Origin of the sequence: Fictibacillus iocasae, from assembly GCF_042665465.1 — a bacterium.
In the GTDB taxonomy this organism is placed as follows: Bacteria; Bacillota; Bacilli; order Bacillales; family Fictibacillaceae; genus Fictibacillus; species Fictibacillus iocasae.
Window position 1 is genome coordinate 177,623 of record NZ_JBHTCP010000013.1, and the last position, 13,712, is coordinate 191,334.

The window sequence follows — 13,712 nt, forward strand, 5'->3', positions numbered from 1 at the left end:
AGATGAACCCCTTTCAGGCTTTAGGCCAAAGTTTTCGCTTTTTCAAGAACGTCCTCAATAGAACCTACGAGGTGGAATGCTGATTCCGGAAGATCATCGTATTTTCCTTCAAGGATTTCTTTGAATCCGCGAACGGTTTCTTTAACTGGAACGTAAGAACCTTTTTGTCCAGTGAACTGTTCCGCAACGTGGAAGTTTTGGGACAAGAAGAACTGGATACGGCGCGCACGTGATACAACAAGCTTATCATCTTCAGAAAGCTCGTCCATACCAAGGATCGCGATGATATCTTGAAGCTCTTTATAGCGCTGCAATGTTGCCTGTACTTGACGAGCAACGTTGTAGTGCTCTTCTCCAACGATTTCAGGTGAAAGCGCACGAGAAGTAGAAGCCAATGGGTCTACCGCAGGGTAAATACCCATTGCTGTTAGTTTACGCTCAAGGTTCGTTGTTGCATCCAAGTGAGCGAACGCTGTCGCTGGAGCTGGATCCGTGTAGTCATCCGCCGGTACGTAGATCGCCTGGATGGATGTTACAGAACCTGTTTTCGTCGATGTGATACGCTCTTGAAGCTGACCCATCTCTGTTGCAAGTGTCGGCTGGTAACCTACCGCTGAAGGCATACGTCCAAGAAGGGCGGATACTTCAGAACCGGCTTGCGTGAAGCGGAAGATGTTGTCGACGAAGAATAGAACGTCTTGTCCTTCTTCATCACGGAAGTATTCTGCCATAGTCAAACCAGAAAGAGCGATACGTGCACGTGCTCCTGGCGGCTCGTTCATCTGGCCGAATACCATCGCTGTTTTCGAAATAACGCCGGAATCGCTCATCTCGTGGTAAAGATCATTTCCTTCACGAGTACGCTCACCAACACCTGCGAATACGGAGATACCGCCGTGTTCTTGAGCGATGTTGTTGATCAATTCCTGGATAAGAACCGTTTTACCTACACCCGCACCACCGAAAAGGCCGATTTTTCCACCTTTTACGTAAGGAGCGATCAGGTCAACTACCTTGATTCCTGTTTCAAGAATCTCAGTCTTTGTTGTTAGTTCATCAAATGAAGGTGCTGCACGGTGGATCGGGTCACGGCGAACATCTGCCGCTACGTCTTCTTTCAAGTCGATCGGGTCACCAGTTACGTTGAATACGCGTCCAAGTGTCGCGCTTCCTACTGGAACGGAGATTGGCTTGCCAGAGTCAACGATTTCCATTCCACGTACAAGACCGTCAGTGGAATCCATCGCGATCGTACGCACCATGTTGTCGCCTAGGTGAAGTGCTACTTCAAGAGTAAGATCTACACCTTCAGCGTTAACTTTTAAAGCGTTAAGCAGTTCTGGAAGCTGGCCTTCGAACTTTACGTCTACGACCGGTCCAAGAATCTGAGTAATATAGCCTTTATTCATCGGGTTCCCTCCTATCTTGACATCTCGGGCTTTTATGCCGAACGTCTATTCAAGTGCTGCTACACCGCCGACGATTTCCGTGATTTCCTGCGTGATCGCTGCTTGACGCTCTCGGTTGAAGGAAAGTGTCAGCTGGCCGATCAGCTCGTTCGCGTTGTCGGTTGCATTCTTCATCGCAGTCATACGTGAAGCGTGCTCGGCTGCTTTTGCATCCAATAATGCACCGTAAATCAGGCTTTCTGCATACTGAGGCAGAAGCACTTCGAGAATTTCGTCCTCTGAAGGCTCATACTCATACGAAGCTTTTGATTTTCCAGAATCAAGGTCTGTCAGTGGAAGAAGCTTCTTCTCTGTCAGATCGTTCTGGATGGCACTTACGAAATGGTTGTAGTACATGTAAAGCTCGTCGAACGTACCGTCTGCATAAAGGCTGACTGCTTTGCTCGCGATCGCTTTAATATCCGCGAATGAAGGCTGATCCGCAACACCAGTGATGCTGTCGAGGATGTTCATCTTACGGCTTTTGAAAAAGTTCACGCCTACTTTACCGACCACGATCAAGGCGTACTCGTCAGCTGACTTGTGGCGCTCTTGAATGGTACGGAAAACGTGGCGAAGAATGTTTGAGTTGTAAGCTCCGGCAAGTCCGCGGTCCGCCGTTACGACGAAATAACCCGTTTTCTTTACCGGCCTTGAGATCAGCATGGAATGGCGCGCAGAGCTGGAGCCAGACGCGATGCTCCCGACTACCTCCTGGATTTTGTCCACATAAGGGCCGAAAGACTTGGCGTTCTGCTCGGCACGGTTCAGCTTAGCCGCTGAAACCATCTCCATCGCCTTCGTGATCTGCATAGTCTTTTTCGTTGAATCGATACGTGCTTTGATATCTCTCAATGCCATCTTCGTAATTCACCACCTTTATAGGTAGTTTAAAACTCCGGTTCGCATGCCCTTCGTATTTCTTCGTTGCGTCGGTGCTCCGGTTCTCATTTGGCAAACCAAACTCCGATCCTCGCACCTTCCGCGCCTCGAACTACTCGCGCCTGCAAATCCTCGTTTTAAACATCCTACATTTTATAAAAGCTGGTTGCATGCCCTTCGCCGCCTGGCAAAGACATACGTAAGAAATGGTGCAGAGCCCATCTCCGGGACGAAGCTCTGCTGTATTATGGTCTGCTTTAGAAGACCGTTGCTTAAAATGTCTTTAAAAAAACATCTTCGAGTAAGTTGATTGCAGTGTAAGGTGCCGACTCCTGCAGGATAAATGGGACAGGTGAGACCTTCCAATGGCGCTTGGCTAGCGGAAGGGCTCACCGCCCACCCTGCGGAAAGCGTGCACCTGTAACGGAAATCAACGTTTCCCTCACGGCAAACAGTCTTACATAATCAGTTTTTTATAACTTAAGCGAAAGTCTTCTTGAACGCTTTAATTGCATTATCAAGGCTATCATCTTCAGGAAGCTTACCAACTGTTTTAAGGTGTGTTAACACATCTTTGCTGTTTGCTTCCATGTGAGCGTAAAGTGCTTCTTCAAAACGGCTTACATCTTCAACAGCTACATCATCAATGTATCCGCGAGTCAATGCATAAAGAATCGCTACCTGATATTCAACCTTAAGCGGCTTGTGAAGTCCTTGCTTTAGTACTTCAACCGTACGTGCGCCACGGTTTAGCTTCGCTTGTGTTGCTTTATCAAGGTCAGAACCGAACTGAGCGAACGCTTCTAGCTCACGGTATGAAGCAAGATCCAGACGAAGTGTACCAGATACCTTGCTCATCGCTTTGATCTGTGCTGCTCCCCCTACGCGGGATACAGAGATACCTGCGTTGATCGCTGGACGAACTCCGGAGAAGAACAAGTCAGACTGCAAGAAGATCTGTCCGTCTGTGATGGAGATAACGTTTGTCGGAATGTATGCCGATACGTCAGATGCTTGCGTTTCAATGAACGGAAGCGCTGTGATCGATCCTCCGCCAAGCTCGTCGCTAAGCTTCGCTGCACGCTCGAGTAAGCGTGAGTGAAGGTAGAAAACGTCCCCTGGATAAGCTTCGCGGCCTGGAGGACGGCGAAGAAGTAGAGAAAGCTCACGGTAAGCAGCTGCCTGCTTAGAAAGATCATCATAAATGATAAGGACGTGCTTTCCATCCCACATGAACTCTTCTGCCATAGAAACCCCAGCATAAGGAGCTAGGAATAGCATTGGAGCTGGCTGTGAAGCAGATGCTGTTACAACGATTGTGTAATCAAGCGCACCATGCTGGCGAAGTGTTTCTACTACGCCTGCAACCGTTGATTCTTTTTGTCCGATAGCTACATAGATACAGATCATGTCTTGATCTTTTTGGTTAAGGATCGTGTCGATCGCGACAGCTGTTTTACCAGTCTGACGGTCACCGATGATCAATTCACGCTGTCCGCGTCCAATTGGAACAAGAGCGTCAATCGCCTTGATACCTGTTTGAAGCGGCTCATGAACGGATTTACGAGCCATTACGCCTGGAGCTTTTTGCTCGATCGGGCGAGTTTTCTTCGTGTCGATTGGGCCTTTTCCGTCTAGCGGAAGTCCAAGCGGGTTCACGACACGTCCAAGAAGTTCTGGTCCTACAGGAACTTCCATGATGCGTCCAGTACGCTTTACTTCGTCTCCTTCACGGATTTCAGCGTATGGTCCAAGGATGATGATACCTACGTTGTTTTCTTCTAGGTTCTGGGCCATACCCATAACACCGTTAGAGAATTCAACAAGCTCACCGGCCATAACGTTGTCTAATCCATGGGCGCGAGCGATACCGTCACCAACCTGGATGACTGTACCTACATCGTTTACTTCGATTTCAGATTGATAATTTTCAATCTGCTTTTTAATTAACGCACTGATTTCTTCAGCTTTGATGCTCATGAATTTTCACCCCTATCTTTCTAGCTTCGGACTGAAGCTAATTGACGTTCGATTCGATCAAGTTTACCGCTGACAGAGCCGTCAAAAATACGGTTCCCGATGCGGATTTTCATGCCGCCGATCAGCGACGGTTCGATAATATTTTCAATGCGCAGCTTTTTGCCGAGGCGCGCTGTAAATGTCTTTTCCAGCTCAGCTGTTTCATCAGCTGAAAGCGGTCGGACAGAGTACACCTTTGCGTCTGCAACGCCTTGCGCGTCGTTGGCCAAGTTAATGAACTGGTCAGCCATCTCTCCGATTAAAGAGATTCGGTTGCGGTCAACCAGCAAGAACAGCGTGTTCATAACTGGAGTCGAAAGCTCAGCTCCGATGCTGTCTTTTACAAGCTCTTTTTTCTGAGATGTTGTTACCTTTGGATGAGCAAGAACCTTCATGAGATCCTTATTCGAGCTGATGACGCTCTTAACGAGGCGCAATTCATCAGCCGTTTTCTCCAAGTTCTCTGTCCCAGCGATATCAAAAAGAGCGAGCGCGTAACGTTTTGCCACTACAGCCAGATCTTTGCTCATCGAGACTCGCCTACCTCTTGAAGGTATTCGTTAATCAGCTTCTCTTGAGCTTGTCCGTCTAGTTCTTTTGCAATAACTTTAGAAGCGATCATAACGGATAATGACGCCACTTCTTCACGAAGAGCAGCCACAGCTTTTTCTTTTTCAGACGCGATGTCAGAGATTGCCGATTCTTTCACACGTTCCGCTTCAGCACGAGCAGCAGCGATGATTGTTTCGCCTTGCGCTTCACCTTGCTTTTTCGCGTTTTCGATAATAGCTTTCGCTTCTTCTTTCGCGTTCTTCAGCTCTTGAATTTGGTTGTCCAAATAGTTTTGAGCTTCTTTGCGGCTTGTTTCAGCAGCCGTGATTTCATTGTTGATATGATGCTGGCGCTCTTTCATGATTCCCATTAACGGTCCCCATGCGTATTTGCGCAGCAATAGCATTAATACTAAAAAAGCAGCTAACTGGACGAGAATGTCGCCAGTGTTTAATCCACCTGTAGCAGCACCTAAAATTAAGGATTGCACAGCTTTTCCTCCCTTCAGTGGTCATACATAAGGAAAGGCGAAGGTTCCATCTATGAAACAAGCTTCGCCCCTGTATATAGATCCTTTAGATAAACAATGTTTTTAGTTGAATTACTTAGAGCCTAGCGCGATGAACGCGATAACTACTCCGATGATCGGAAGGGCTTCAACTAGTGCTACCCCGATAAACATTGTTGTTTGAAGAGTACCGCGAAGTTCTGGCTGGCGAGCAATCCCCTCTACTGTACGTCCAACGATCAAACCGTTACCAATACCTGCACCTAGTGCTGACAAACCGATAGCAATTGCAGCTGCAATAAGATGTTCCATTGTGAAATTTCTCCCTTCAATTTCCCTAAAGTTTTTTATTAAAATTAGTTCCTGTTAAACAGAAACTGATAATTCACGTGTTTCTTAGTGATCGTGGCTCACCTTGTGGGCAAGATAAACCATGGTCAGCATCGTAAAGATGAATGCCTGGATCGCACCGACAAAGACTGAGAAGCCCTGCCATACGATCATCGGGAAGAACCCGAGAATGCCGGAGAAGATGCCTTGGTGTGACATGCCGACAAGCAGCCCTAGCAGGATTTCACCCGCATAGATGTTTCCGTAAAGACGAAGTCCAAGCGTCAATGTGTTCGCAAATTCTTCAATGATCTTTAACGGGAACAAGAATTTCATCGGTCTGAAGAATTCAGCGCCGTATTCTTTTACACCTTTCATCTTAACGCCATAGTAGTGCGTAAGTGCCACCACCATAACCGCAAGTGTAAGCGTAATGGTCGGGTCAGCTGTTGGCGATTTCCACCACAGTTCCCCATCCCACATGATGGCGAATGGAAGTCCAAGCATGTTGGAGACGAAAATGTACATTAACAGCGTGAGCCCTAATGTAAGAAAGCGTCCGCCTGTATGCCAGTCCATCGTGCTGTTGATGATTCCTTTAACGAAATCAACGACCCACTCTAGAAAGTTCTGCATTCCGCCCGGCCTCATGGCTAAGGAGCGAGTTGCTAAAACGGCGATAATAAAGACGATGGCAGATGATACTAAAATCATTAATACATTGGACAAGTTAAAAGATAATCCCATCCATTCTACAATTGGAGCATGATGTTCCACTTTTAGTTCACCTCTTTTCCTTTGAAGTTCGAGTAGCTCGAGTTAGTGAATCTATTAACATGATAATGTAGACTGACATCAGTCCCATTACCACACTTAACAAATGAAAATGTTCCGGATACCGCTGTGCGATAAGAACAGCGAGGCCTGCCGTAACGAGCCTGGCAAGAGAACCGAGTGTTTTAACCTTCTCTCCTGAGGCAACCGCTTGTCCAAAACGGCCGATCTTAGAATACATGTTCCACAGATTATACAAGCTGAACACCGTCCCGAGTGCCAATCCTAAAAAGACGCTCTTGTACTCTGTAAACGCATATCCGAGGACAAAAAAAGAGAGCGAAAACAGCGTGTATTTAAAATATCTTGCGTACGTCGCGCTGTATTCTGTCATTTCTGCCCGTCCTCTGAGAAGTTGTTGATGAGGCGGATCGTTCCATAAACACCTGTAGCAAGGCCTAGAAACAACCCTAAAATGAGGAAAATCGGAAAACCAGTTTCTATGTACGAGTCGATCCATCGCCCTCCGAAAAGGCCGATCAATATGCATCCGACAAGCTGAGAAAGAATGCCAGTCATCAAAGCCATTGCTTTATAAGGCCGTTTCTTGCTCATATTCCGGACTCCTCTCCTCAGGAATTTGGAAGTTCACAGAATGTGTCAAATCCTTGACAACACTGTAATGAAAACCTTACCATATTCCCTTTGTAAGAATACAATAGTGACAAATTGATGTCAACGCAATATAGGGTATTTGTTTAAATAAATTGTGGAAATTTTGTGGCTTATTTGCTTTGTGAAAAGTACATGAGGTGAAGTAGTTTTGGGTGTTTTGAATGATTGTTTTGTAAGCTTCGCTTCTTACTCAGAATTCACAAAAGAGGTTGATTTCCGTTTCAGTCGCACGCTTTCCGCGGGGTGTGGCGAAAAGCAGGAAAGGCTCGTTCAGCCCCGACAAGCAAATGAGGAAGGGACCAGTAAGTCGCTCTTTGACTTATTGGGCACTTCCTCATTTGACATAGAGGGGCTAGCCATTTCTGCTGGACATGGTGAGCCCTTTTGTCGCTACGCGCCTTTAAAAGGTCTCACCTGCCCACTCATGCCGCTGGAGTCGGCGCCTTTCACTGCAATCAACCAAATCAGGGTGAATTACGAACATAATCTCTAACAAATCCCTCTCATCTTCGGAGTATATTTTGTAGAGCTTCTAAATTAGGAAGGGGGTTTTCATAACATTTCCTTTTTCTGTGAATACTTCTTTTATATACATATGAAAGGGGTTATTGGTTATGTTTAAAAAAACTGCGGCTGTGTTGTGTGTGTTGGTGTTGCTTGCGGCGTGTGGGGGGAAGGAGCCTAAGACGGAGGAGAGCTCTCAGAAATTGAGCAAGATGAATACGGGAAATTATCAGGAACAGCTTCGCACGGATGTTTCCTCTCCTCCTTCTGGGAAGAACGATTACTTTCATTGGGGCAGCATTGCGGTTCGGGAAACAAAGAAAAAGTATCCAGATGCACAGGTTAAGGATTATGGATATGAAGGGCGCGATGTGAATAAGGACGGATCGGTCATCGACTCGTTCAACTTCAACATCATGGAAAACAATACAAAGCGTGTTGTGCGGACGAGCGTGCTTCATGAGCCGGGCAGCAGCAAAGCGCTCGATGTTTTGTTTGAAGAGCAGGGTTGAGTTGGTTGAGAGGCTGTTCTATATGCTGTGATTGCGGCGTCTAGGATCGCTTTTTATTTGGGTGATGGAGATTGCCTAAATAGGTGAAATGATTTAACTTTTCGTTGAATTGCTGTGACTTTGCGTTGGATTGCTTTAACTTTTATCAAACTTGTAGTGAAAAATCCGTGAATTGTTGTAACATCTTAAAAAAGTGTTGTGATAGATCATTTTAGACCTGAATATTCATTGAAAATTAGACTTCAGAATCAATATCCTTACCGGAACAAGTCAAAAAACCGGCTTTCCCTGCCCAACCTGGCGGCGGAGGCCGGTTTTCGTCTTTCATTTAGAGCATTTTGTTTATCGCTGACGTCGTCCAGACCTTCTTTCTTGTATCCCATCCATGGATTGTTGTGACTTTTCGTTGAATTGCTGTGACTTTTTCCAAACTTGTAGTGAAAAATCCGTGAATTGTTGTAACTTCTTTAAATTGTGTTGTGTGGGTGCCAATTCGTATTAATAAATGGCTCTTAACAAGTTAAAAAACCGGTTTTCCCTGCCGAATTTGGAGGCGGTGGCCGGTTTTCCGCTTTTATTTTAGTAAGTAAATCCAAAATATGTCGTGTTGGGTTCTAATCGCATTAGAAAAAGCTCTTTATAAGTTAAAAAACCGGCTTTCGCTGCTCAAATTGAGCGGCGATGGCCGGTTTTCCTCTTTAAAATATGACAATTACTTCGTTCCGTACAGTCTGTCACCAGCGTCGCCGAGTCCTGGCACGATGTAGCCGTGGTCGTTCAGCTTTTCATCGAGTGCAGCTAAGTAGATATCTACGTCCGGGTGCTCGTCCTGGATGACTTTTACGCCTTCTGGTGCGGCAACTAGGCACATGAGCTTAATGTTTTTAGCGCCTCGGTTTTTGATCGAATCGATTGCCGCAGCAGCTGATCCGCCAGTCGCGAGCATCGGGTCGATCACGATGAAGTCGCGTTCTTCCACGTCAGATGGAAGCTTCACGTAGTATTCCACCGGTGTCAGTGTTTCAGGGTCACGGTAAAGACCGACGTGGCCCACTTTTGCTGCAGGCACCATCTTTAAAATTCCGTCGACCATACCCAGGCCAGCGCGAAGAATCGGAACAAGCCCAAGCTTTTTCCCTGCGATAACGTTCATTTTCGCTTCGGCAACAGGTGTTTTGACAAGCACTTCTTCCAATGGAAGATCGCGTGTAATTTCAAACGCCATCAGGCCGGCTACCTCGTCCACAAGCTCGCGGAACTCCTTCGTACCCGTTCTCTCATCACGGATGTGTGTCAGCTTATGCTGGATAAGCGGGTGATCCAGTACATGTACTTTCCCCATTCTTAGCACTCCTTTTTATGTAAATGTTTTGTCGTTCTATTTAAGCATCTCTAGCATTTTACAGAAAAACGTTACGAGCCGCAACTATATTAGAGAATTACCAGATTTAAGTAAAGAACATTAAATAAATGTAAGAAAATTATTAATACAATCGAATTCGGCAAATTCCATGTTAGTATAAAAGCCGCATGCTATAAATGTGCTTTCATTATGAAAGGAAGTGCTGCAATGAACCAAACTAAAAAGGTCTATTTCAACGAAATCCATTTCTTACGCGCATTCGCATGTCTTGGCGTTTTACTTGTCCATGTTACAGCGGTTTATTATACCCAGCATGGAGATGTGCATAATTGGCTAACGTTCATGCTGAATCAGCTCGGCCGTTTTGGCACACCGACTTTTGCCGTCATCAGCGGTTTTCTGCTGTTTTTTCAGGTTCGCAACAAAGGATTTGATGCAAAGCGGTTTATTCAGTCACGAACGGTGAAAATCATATCTCCTTTTATCATTTGGAGTATTTTTTATTTACTCGTTACGAAATATATACTAAAAGGCACATGGCCAGCAGATCCTAAAGTGTTTCTTTATCAGTTCACATTAGGCGAGTCATTTTATCATTTGTACTTTATGGCCATCGTTATTCAGTTTTACTTTTTATTTCCGTTTCTTCAGTTGATTCGAAGCAAAAAAGCTTGGTGTGTGGCACTTGTTGTCGCGGCAATCATTAACAGCTATTTTACTGACATCTCTCATAGCGTTCTGTTTGACGGCGTCATTGCCAGAGTGATTGTCGATAAAGTATTCTTCCTTCACTGGATTTTCTTCTTTGTGTTTGGCGGATTCATGGCTTATCACTGGGAAGAAGTGGTTCGCGTCTCACAAAAGCACAAATGGCTTTTCGCCGTATTGGCGGCAGCTGTATATGCCGGTGCTGTCTGGGAGTACAAGCTAATGGGAAGCGTACCGTCTAAACGCTTGACGAATTTCGTGAATTTACCGATTCTCTCGTTCGCAACGATCGGGCTTTATCCTTATTTCCAAAAAGCACGCTGGCTGAAAGAGCGTCTTTACACAGTCGGAACACTTTCCATGGGCATTTACCTGGTGCATCCGTTTATTCTGGTGATTCTGCAGCGCATCGTGCCTGAACACATGTGGGCAACGCGCGGACTGCCGCTCATGTTCATCATCGTTCTTGTCCTGTGTGTGTCCATGGTGAGACTGATCCAGGTCCTGCCTAACCATCAATATATTATTCCTGTGCCATCACCGAAAAAGAAAAGCCCATCCGATTCACAGGAAAAACGCTACAACCAACAGCAAAAACCAGTCTCCGTTTAAGAGACTGGTTTTTTTTTGCTTCCGTGGCCAAAAAATTTAACGAACATAGTGTAAGGGCAACTAAGGCTGACTTAAGTCAGCCAAGTTTTCTTTACACTATAGGAATGCATAACTTTTTTGCAAGATGATTACTCGACGTGGCAAAAAAGTTAACCAACATAGTGTAAGGGCAACTAAGGCTGACTTAAGTCAGCCAAGTTTTCTTTATTTGCGTGCTAGGATCATGAATAGGGTAATCATCGTGAACGCCGTGAAGGCTAAAAACGGGATGGTGATGAAGCCTGCATAGTTGATGTACTGACCGGAGCATGGGACGCCGGATGTGCAGAGCTCGAAGCCTCTCATCGCCGGCACCTTTTGCAGCAAATAATGGTACCCTGACAGCAGCATTCCCATCACGGCGATTGGGAGTACATATAAGGTGATGCTGCGGTCATTGCGGTACGCCGCGATCCCAAGCCAGAGAGCAAGCGGATACATCAGAATACGCTGATACCAGCAAAGGCTGCATGGTATAAAGCCTTTTACTTCGCTGAAATAAAGACTGCCGAGCATGGCCGCAATAGCCGTCAGCCACGCGGCAAACAACGGCCGGTTCATTACTTCTTCTCCTTGGCTGCGTCATCGACCATTTTTTTCAGGTCATCCAGCGATTTTCCGGTAAACTCCTGGCCGTCAACGAAAAGAGTCGGTGTGCTTTTAACACCAAGCTCGCTCACGATGTCTTTATCGGTTTCAAACGCTTTTTTTGCTGCGCTTTCTTTGTAAGCTGCTCTCACTTTTTCAGCGTCCTCTTTGGAAGACACCCCTTCAAGAATGCTCGTCAGCTTGTCTTCTGTGAAAATGTCTTCCTTTTCAGCCGCATGGTCGTCTGGCTGCTCATCGTATAGCTGGTGATGGAATTTCCAGAACGTTTCATTGCCAAGCTCCTTGTACACCGCTTCGGCAAACTGGGCAGAGCGCTCAGAGTCTATGTTGATGAACGCGTAGTTCATGAAATAAAATTTCACCTTGCCTGTTTGGATCATTTCCTTTTCAATAACAGGGAAAAGCTGCTCGTCAAAGTTTTTGCATGCCGGGCACTTGTAGTCGCCAAACTCGATCATCTCAACCGGCGCCTTTTCATCGCCCAAAAACGGCTGACCTGCATAGTTGATATCGTTCTTTTGTGAGGTGCTATCCTTTTTGAACGCCCCCGAAAAAATGAGGATCGCCGCCAGTGCAGCTGTGATGCCCACCGCGAGAATGATCCAGCCGGATGATCCTGATTTCTTTACAGTCTTCTTGTTATGATTTTTCTTATTCCCCATAATCCACCTCGAAACGTGATGTCTTTCTTTACTCACTATTTTAAAGTATATCAACTAAAAAGTAAAAAACGCCCTCTTGGCTTGGAGGGCGTTTCTCGGAAATTATTCGTAAAGCTTGTACTTGCCTGCGAGCTTTTCGACGCGGGCGGCGGCTTCCTTCAGCTTTTCTTCGTCTTCGATGTTCTTGAGCACGAGTCCAATAATCGATGCGATCTCGTCCATGTCTTCCAGACCGAAGCCGCGTGATGTGACCGCTGCCGTTCCGATGCGGATGCCGCTCGTGACAAACGGGCTTTCTGTATCAAACGGTATCGTGTTCTTGTTCGTCGTGATGCCGATGTCATCCAGTGCTTTTTCCGCCACTTTACCAGTCAGGGCGAGCTGGCTCACATCCACTAAAAGCAAGTGGTTGTCCGTTCCGCCTGAAACGATCGTCAACCCTTCTTTTTGCAAAGAATCTGATAAGCGTGCTGCGTTATCGACGATATTCTGCGCGTACGTGCGGAACTCGTCTGTCAGTGCCTCACCGAACGCGACGGCTTTTGCTGCGATTACGTGCATGAGCGGGCCGCCCTGGATGCCAGGGAAAATGGATTTGTCGATTTTCTTTGCATACTCCTCTTTGCAAAGGATCATGCCGCCGCGAGGTCCTCGCAGCGTTTTGTGCGTGGTTGTTGTCACAAAGTCGGCATAAGGCACAGGGTTTTCGTGCAGTCCTGCTGCCACGAGGCCGGCGATGTGCGCCATATCGACCATAAGGTACGCTTCTACCTCGTCTGCTATCTGACGGAACTTTTTGAAGTCGATCGCACGCGGATACGCGCTGGCTCCTGCCACGATTAGCTTCGGCTTATGCTCGATCGCTTTCTGGCGCACGTCTTCGTAATCGATTTTCTGTGTTTCTTTATCTACACCGTATTCTACAAAATTGTACTGAATGCCCGAGAAGTTCACATGGCTGCCGTGTGTCAGATGGCCGCCGTGAGACAGGTTCATTCCGAGGACCGTGTCGCCTTGCTCAAGGATTGTGAAATAAACGGCCATGTTTGCCTGAGCCCCTGAGTGCGGCTGAACGTTCGCGTGGTCGGCGCCGAAAATTTTCTTCGCTCGGTCACGTGCTAGGTCCTCTACTACATCAACATGTTCACAGCCGCCGTAATAGCGGCGACCCGGATAGCCTTCTGCATATTTGTTCGTCAGCACAGACCCCTGTGCCTGCATGACCGCCTCACTGACAAAGTTTTCGGATGCGATAAGCTCTATCTTCGTGCGCTGGCGTTTCAGTTCATCCTGAATGGCGTTGAAGACTTCCTGATCTTGGCTTCTAAGCTGTTCCATCTTAGCTCCCCCTTATGTACAATGTGTTTTTTTTGTGTTTTCATCTGTATTGTAACATTACTTTCGCTTCTGCAACTCCCTCACTATTTTATTATTACTCGTTAATTTTGAAAATTCTTTTAGTTGTAGCGGGTTGCTGAGGCGGTGCGAAAGGGTCAGGGAGGGTTTATTTGCGGA

The 13,712-nt window shown here is 46.5% G+C and carries 16 protein-coding genes; 3 read left to right on the forward strand and 13 right to left on the reverse strand.

Translation table 11 applies throughout. The features are described from left to right. Positions 1-20 precede the first annotated feature (20 nt). From atpD to ACFQPF_RS07580, 9 genes are all read right to left on the reverse strand, one after another. Positions 21-1,409, reverse strand: coding sequence for a F0F1 ATP synthase subunit beta (gene atpD / locus ACFQPF_RS07540; protein WP_379748172.1), 1,389 nt, complete (start codon positions 1,407-1,409; stop codon positions 21-23). Positions 1,410-1,454: 45 nt separating this feature from the next. Next, the gene (atpG, locus tag ACFQPF_RS07545) at positions 1,455-2,309 is read right to left on the reverse strand and encodes an ATP synthase F1 subunit gamma (RefSeq protein WP_379748174.1); all 855 of its coding nucleotides are present in this window, start codon (positions 2,307-2,309) and stop codon (positions 1,455-1,457) included. 501 nt (positions 2,310-2,810) lie between these two features. Next, positions 2,811-4,310 carry a F0F1 ATP synthase subunit alpha gene (gene atpA / locus ACFQPF_RS07550; protein ID WP_379748176.1) on the reverse strand — a complete coding sequence of 500 codons (1,500 nt, stop codon included), beginning with the start codon at positions 4,308-4,310 and terminating at the stop codon, positions 2,811-2,813. A gap of 20 nt (positions 4,311-4,330) precedes the next feature. Beyond that, positions 4,331-4,879: a F0F1 ATP synthase subunit delta gene (locus ACFQPF_RS07555; RefSeq protein ID WP_379748177.1), complete on the reverse strand. Its 549-nt coding sequence runs from the start codon at positions 4,877-4,879 to the stop codon at positions 4,331-4,333. Next, positions 4,876-5,391, reverse strand: coding sequence for a F0F1 ATP synthase subunit B (atpF, locus tag ACFQPF_RS07560; RefSeq protein WP_379748178.1), 516 nt, complete (start codon positions 5,389-5,391; stop codon positions 4,876-4,878). The genes ACFQPF_RS07555 and atpF overlap by 4 nt, the downstream gene beginning before the upstream one ends. A 111-nt stretch (positions 5,392-5,502) precedes the next feature. Further along, positions 5,503-5,721 carry a F0F1 ATP synthase subunit C gene (atpE, locus tag ACFQPF_RS07565; RefSeq protein ID WP_094252785.1) on the reverse strand — a complete coding sequence of 73 codons (219 nt, stop codon included), beginning with the start codon at positions 5,719-5,721 and terminating at the stop codon, positions 5,503-5,505. 84 nt (positions 5,722-5,805) lie between these two features. Next, positions 5,806-6,516, reverse strand: coding sequence for a F0F1 ATP synthase subunit A (atpB, locus tag ACFQPF_RS07570; RefSeq protein ID WP_379748180.1), 711 nt, complete (start codon positions 6,514-6,516; stop codon positions 5,806-5,808). Positions 6,517-6,523: 7 nt separating this feature from the next. After that, positions 6,524-6,907 carry an ATP synthase subunit I gene (locus ACFQPF_RS07575; protein ID WP_379748182.1) on the reverse strand — a complete coding sequence of 128 codons (384 nt, stop codon included), beginning with the start codon at positions 6,905-6,907 and terminating at the stop codon, positions 6,524-6,526. Further along, positions 6,904-7,128, reverse strand: a complete 225-nt coding sequence (locus tag ACFQPF_RS07580; protein WP_379748184.1) for an AtpZ/AtpI family protein — start codon at positions 7,126-7,128, stop codon at positions 6,904-6,906. The genes ACFQPF_RS07575 and ACFQPF_RS07580 overlap by 4 nt, the downstream gene beginning before the upstream one ends. A gap of 208 nt (positions 7,129-7,336) precedes the next feature. On the opposite strand from ACFQPF_RS07580, the gene ACFQPF_RS07585 reads away from it, so the two are divergent. Both ACFQPF_RS07585 and ACFQPF_RS07590 read left to right on the forward strand, forming a co-directional pair. After that, a complete protein-coding gene (locus ACFQPF_RS07585) occupies positions 7,337-7,681 on the forward strand; it encodes a hypothetical protein (RefSeq protein WP_379748186.1) in 345 nt (114 codons plus the stop codon). Between the two features lie 121 nt (positions 7,682-7,802). Then, on the forward strand, positions 7,803-8,204 hold the full coding sequence (locus ACFQPF_RS07590) for a DUF3889 domain-containing protein (protein ID WP_379748188.1): 402 nt from the start codon (positions 7,803-7,805) through the stop codon (positions 8,202-8,204). Positions 8,205-8,916: 712 nt separating this feature from the next. Here ACFQPF_RS07590 and upp read toward each other — a convergent pair. Further along, the gene (upp, locus tag ACFQPF_RS07595; RefSeq protein ID WP_379748190.1) at positions 8,917-9,546 is read right to left on the reverse strand and encodes a uracil phosphoribosyltransferase; all 630 of its coding nucleotides are present in this window, start codon (positions 9,544-9,546) and stop codon (positions 8,917-8,919) included. 228 nt (positions 9,547-9,774) lie between these two features. On the opposite strand from upp, the gene ACFQPF_RS07600 reads away from it, so the two are divergent. Next, positions 9,775-10,887 (forward strand): acyltransferase, encoded by a 1,113-nt coding sequence (locus ACFQPF_RS07600; RefSeq protein ID WP_379748192.1) that lies wholly within the window; start codon positions 9,775-9,777, stop codon positions 10,885-10,887. A 204-nt stretch (positions 10,888-11,091) separates the two neighbouring features. Here ACFQPF_RS07600 and ACFQPF_RS07605 read toward each other — a convergent pair whose 3' ends face one another. The 3 genes from ACFQPF_RS07605 to ACFQPF_RS07615 form a co-directional block, all read right to left on the reverse strand. After that, on the reverse strand, positions 11,092-11,487 hold the full coding sequence (locus tag ACFQPF_RS07605; protein WP_379748194.1) for a disulfide oxidoreductase: 396 nt from the start codon (positions 11,485-11,487) through the stop codon (positions 11,092-11,094). After that, a complete protein-coding gene (locus tag ACFQPF_RS07610; protein WP_379748196.1) occupies positions 11,487-12,197 on the reverse strand; it encodes a DsbA family protein in 711 nt (236 codons plus the stop codon). Before ACFQPF_RS07610 ends, ACFQPF_RS07605 begins: the two co-directional genes overlap by 1 nt. Positions 12,198-12,299: 102 nt before the next feature. Continuing rightward, positions 12,300-13,535 carry a serine hydroxymethyltransferase gene (locus ACFQPF_RS07615; RefSeq protein WP_379748198.1) on the reverse strand — a complete coding sequence of 412 codons (1,236 nt, stop codon included), beginning with the start codon at positions 13,533-13,535 and terminating at the stop codon, positions 12,300-12,302. Positions 13,536-13,712: the final 177 nt, after the last annotated feature.

Bases quoted from the DNA above. Each gene is read 5' to 3' on its own strand.
- atpD (WP_379748172.1), bottom strand. From the start codon at position 1,409: ATGAATAAAGGCTATATTACTCAGATTCTTGGACCGGTCGTAGACGTA.
- atpG (WP_379748174.1), bottom strand. From the start codon at position 2,309: ATGGCATTGAGAGATATCAAAGCACGTATCGATTCAACGAAAAAGACT.
- atpA (WP_379748176.1), bottom strand. From the start codon at position 4,310: ATGAGCATCAAAGCTGAAGAAATCAGTGCGTTAATTAAAAAGCAGATT.
- ACFQPF_RS07555 (WP_379748177.1), bottom strand. From the start codon at position 4,879: ATGAGCAAAGATCTGGCTGTAGTGGCAAAACGTTACGCGCTCGCTCTT.
- atpE (WP_094252785.1), bottom strand. From the start codon at position 5,721: ATGGAACATCTTATTGCAGCTGCAATTGCTATCGGTTTGTCAGCACTA.
- ACFQPF_RS07575 (WP_379748182.1), bottom strand. From the start codon at position 6,907: ATGACAGAATACAGCGCGACGTACGCAAGATATTTTAAATACACGCTG.
- ACFQPF_RS07580 (WP_379748184.1), bottom strand. From the start codon at position 7,128: ATGAGCAAGAAACGGCCTTATAAAGCAATGGCTTTGATGACTGGCATT.
- ACFQPF_RS07590 (WP_379748188.1), top strand. From the start codon at position 7,803: ATGTTTAAAAAAACTGCGGCTGTGTTGTGTGTGTTGGTGTTGCTTGCG.
- upp (WP_379748190.1), bottom strand. From the start codon at position 9,546: ATGGGGAAAGTACATGTACTGGATCACCCGCTTATCCAGCATAAGCTG.
- ACFQPF_RS07600 (WP_379748192.1), top strand. From the start codon at position 9,775: ATGAACCAAACTAAAAAGGTCTATTTCAACGAAATCCATTTCTTACGC.
- ACFQPF_RS07605 (WP_379748194.1), bottom strand. From the start codon at position 11,487: ATGAACCGGCCGTTGTTTGCCGCGTGGCTGACGGCTATTGCGGCCATG.
- ACFQPF_RS07610 (WP_379748196.1), bottom strand. From the start codon at position 12,197: ATGGGGAATAAGAAAAATCATAACAAGAAGACTGTAAAGAAATCAGGA.
- ACFQPF_RS07615 (WP_379748198.1), bottom strand. From the start codon at position 13,535: ATGGAACAGCTTAGAAGCCAAGATCAGGAAGTCTTCAACGCCATTCAG.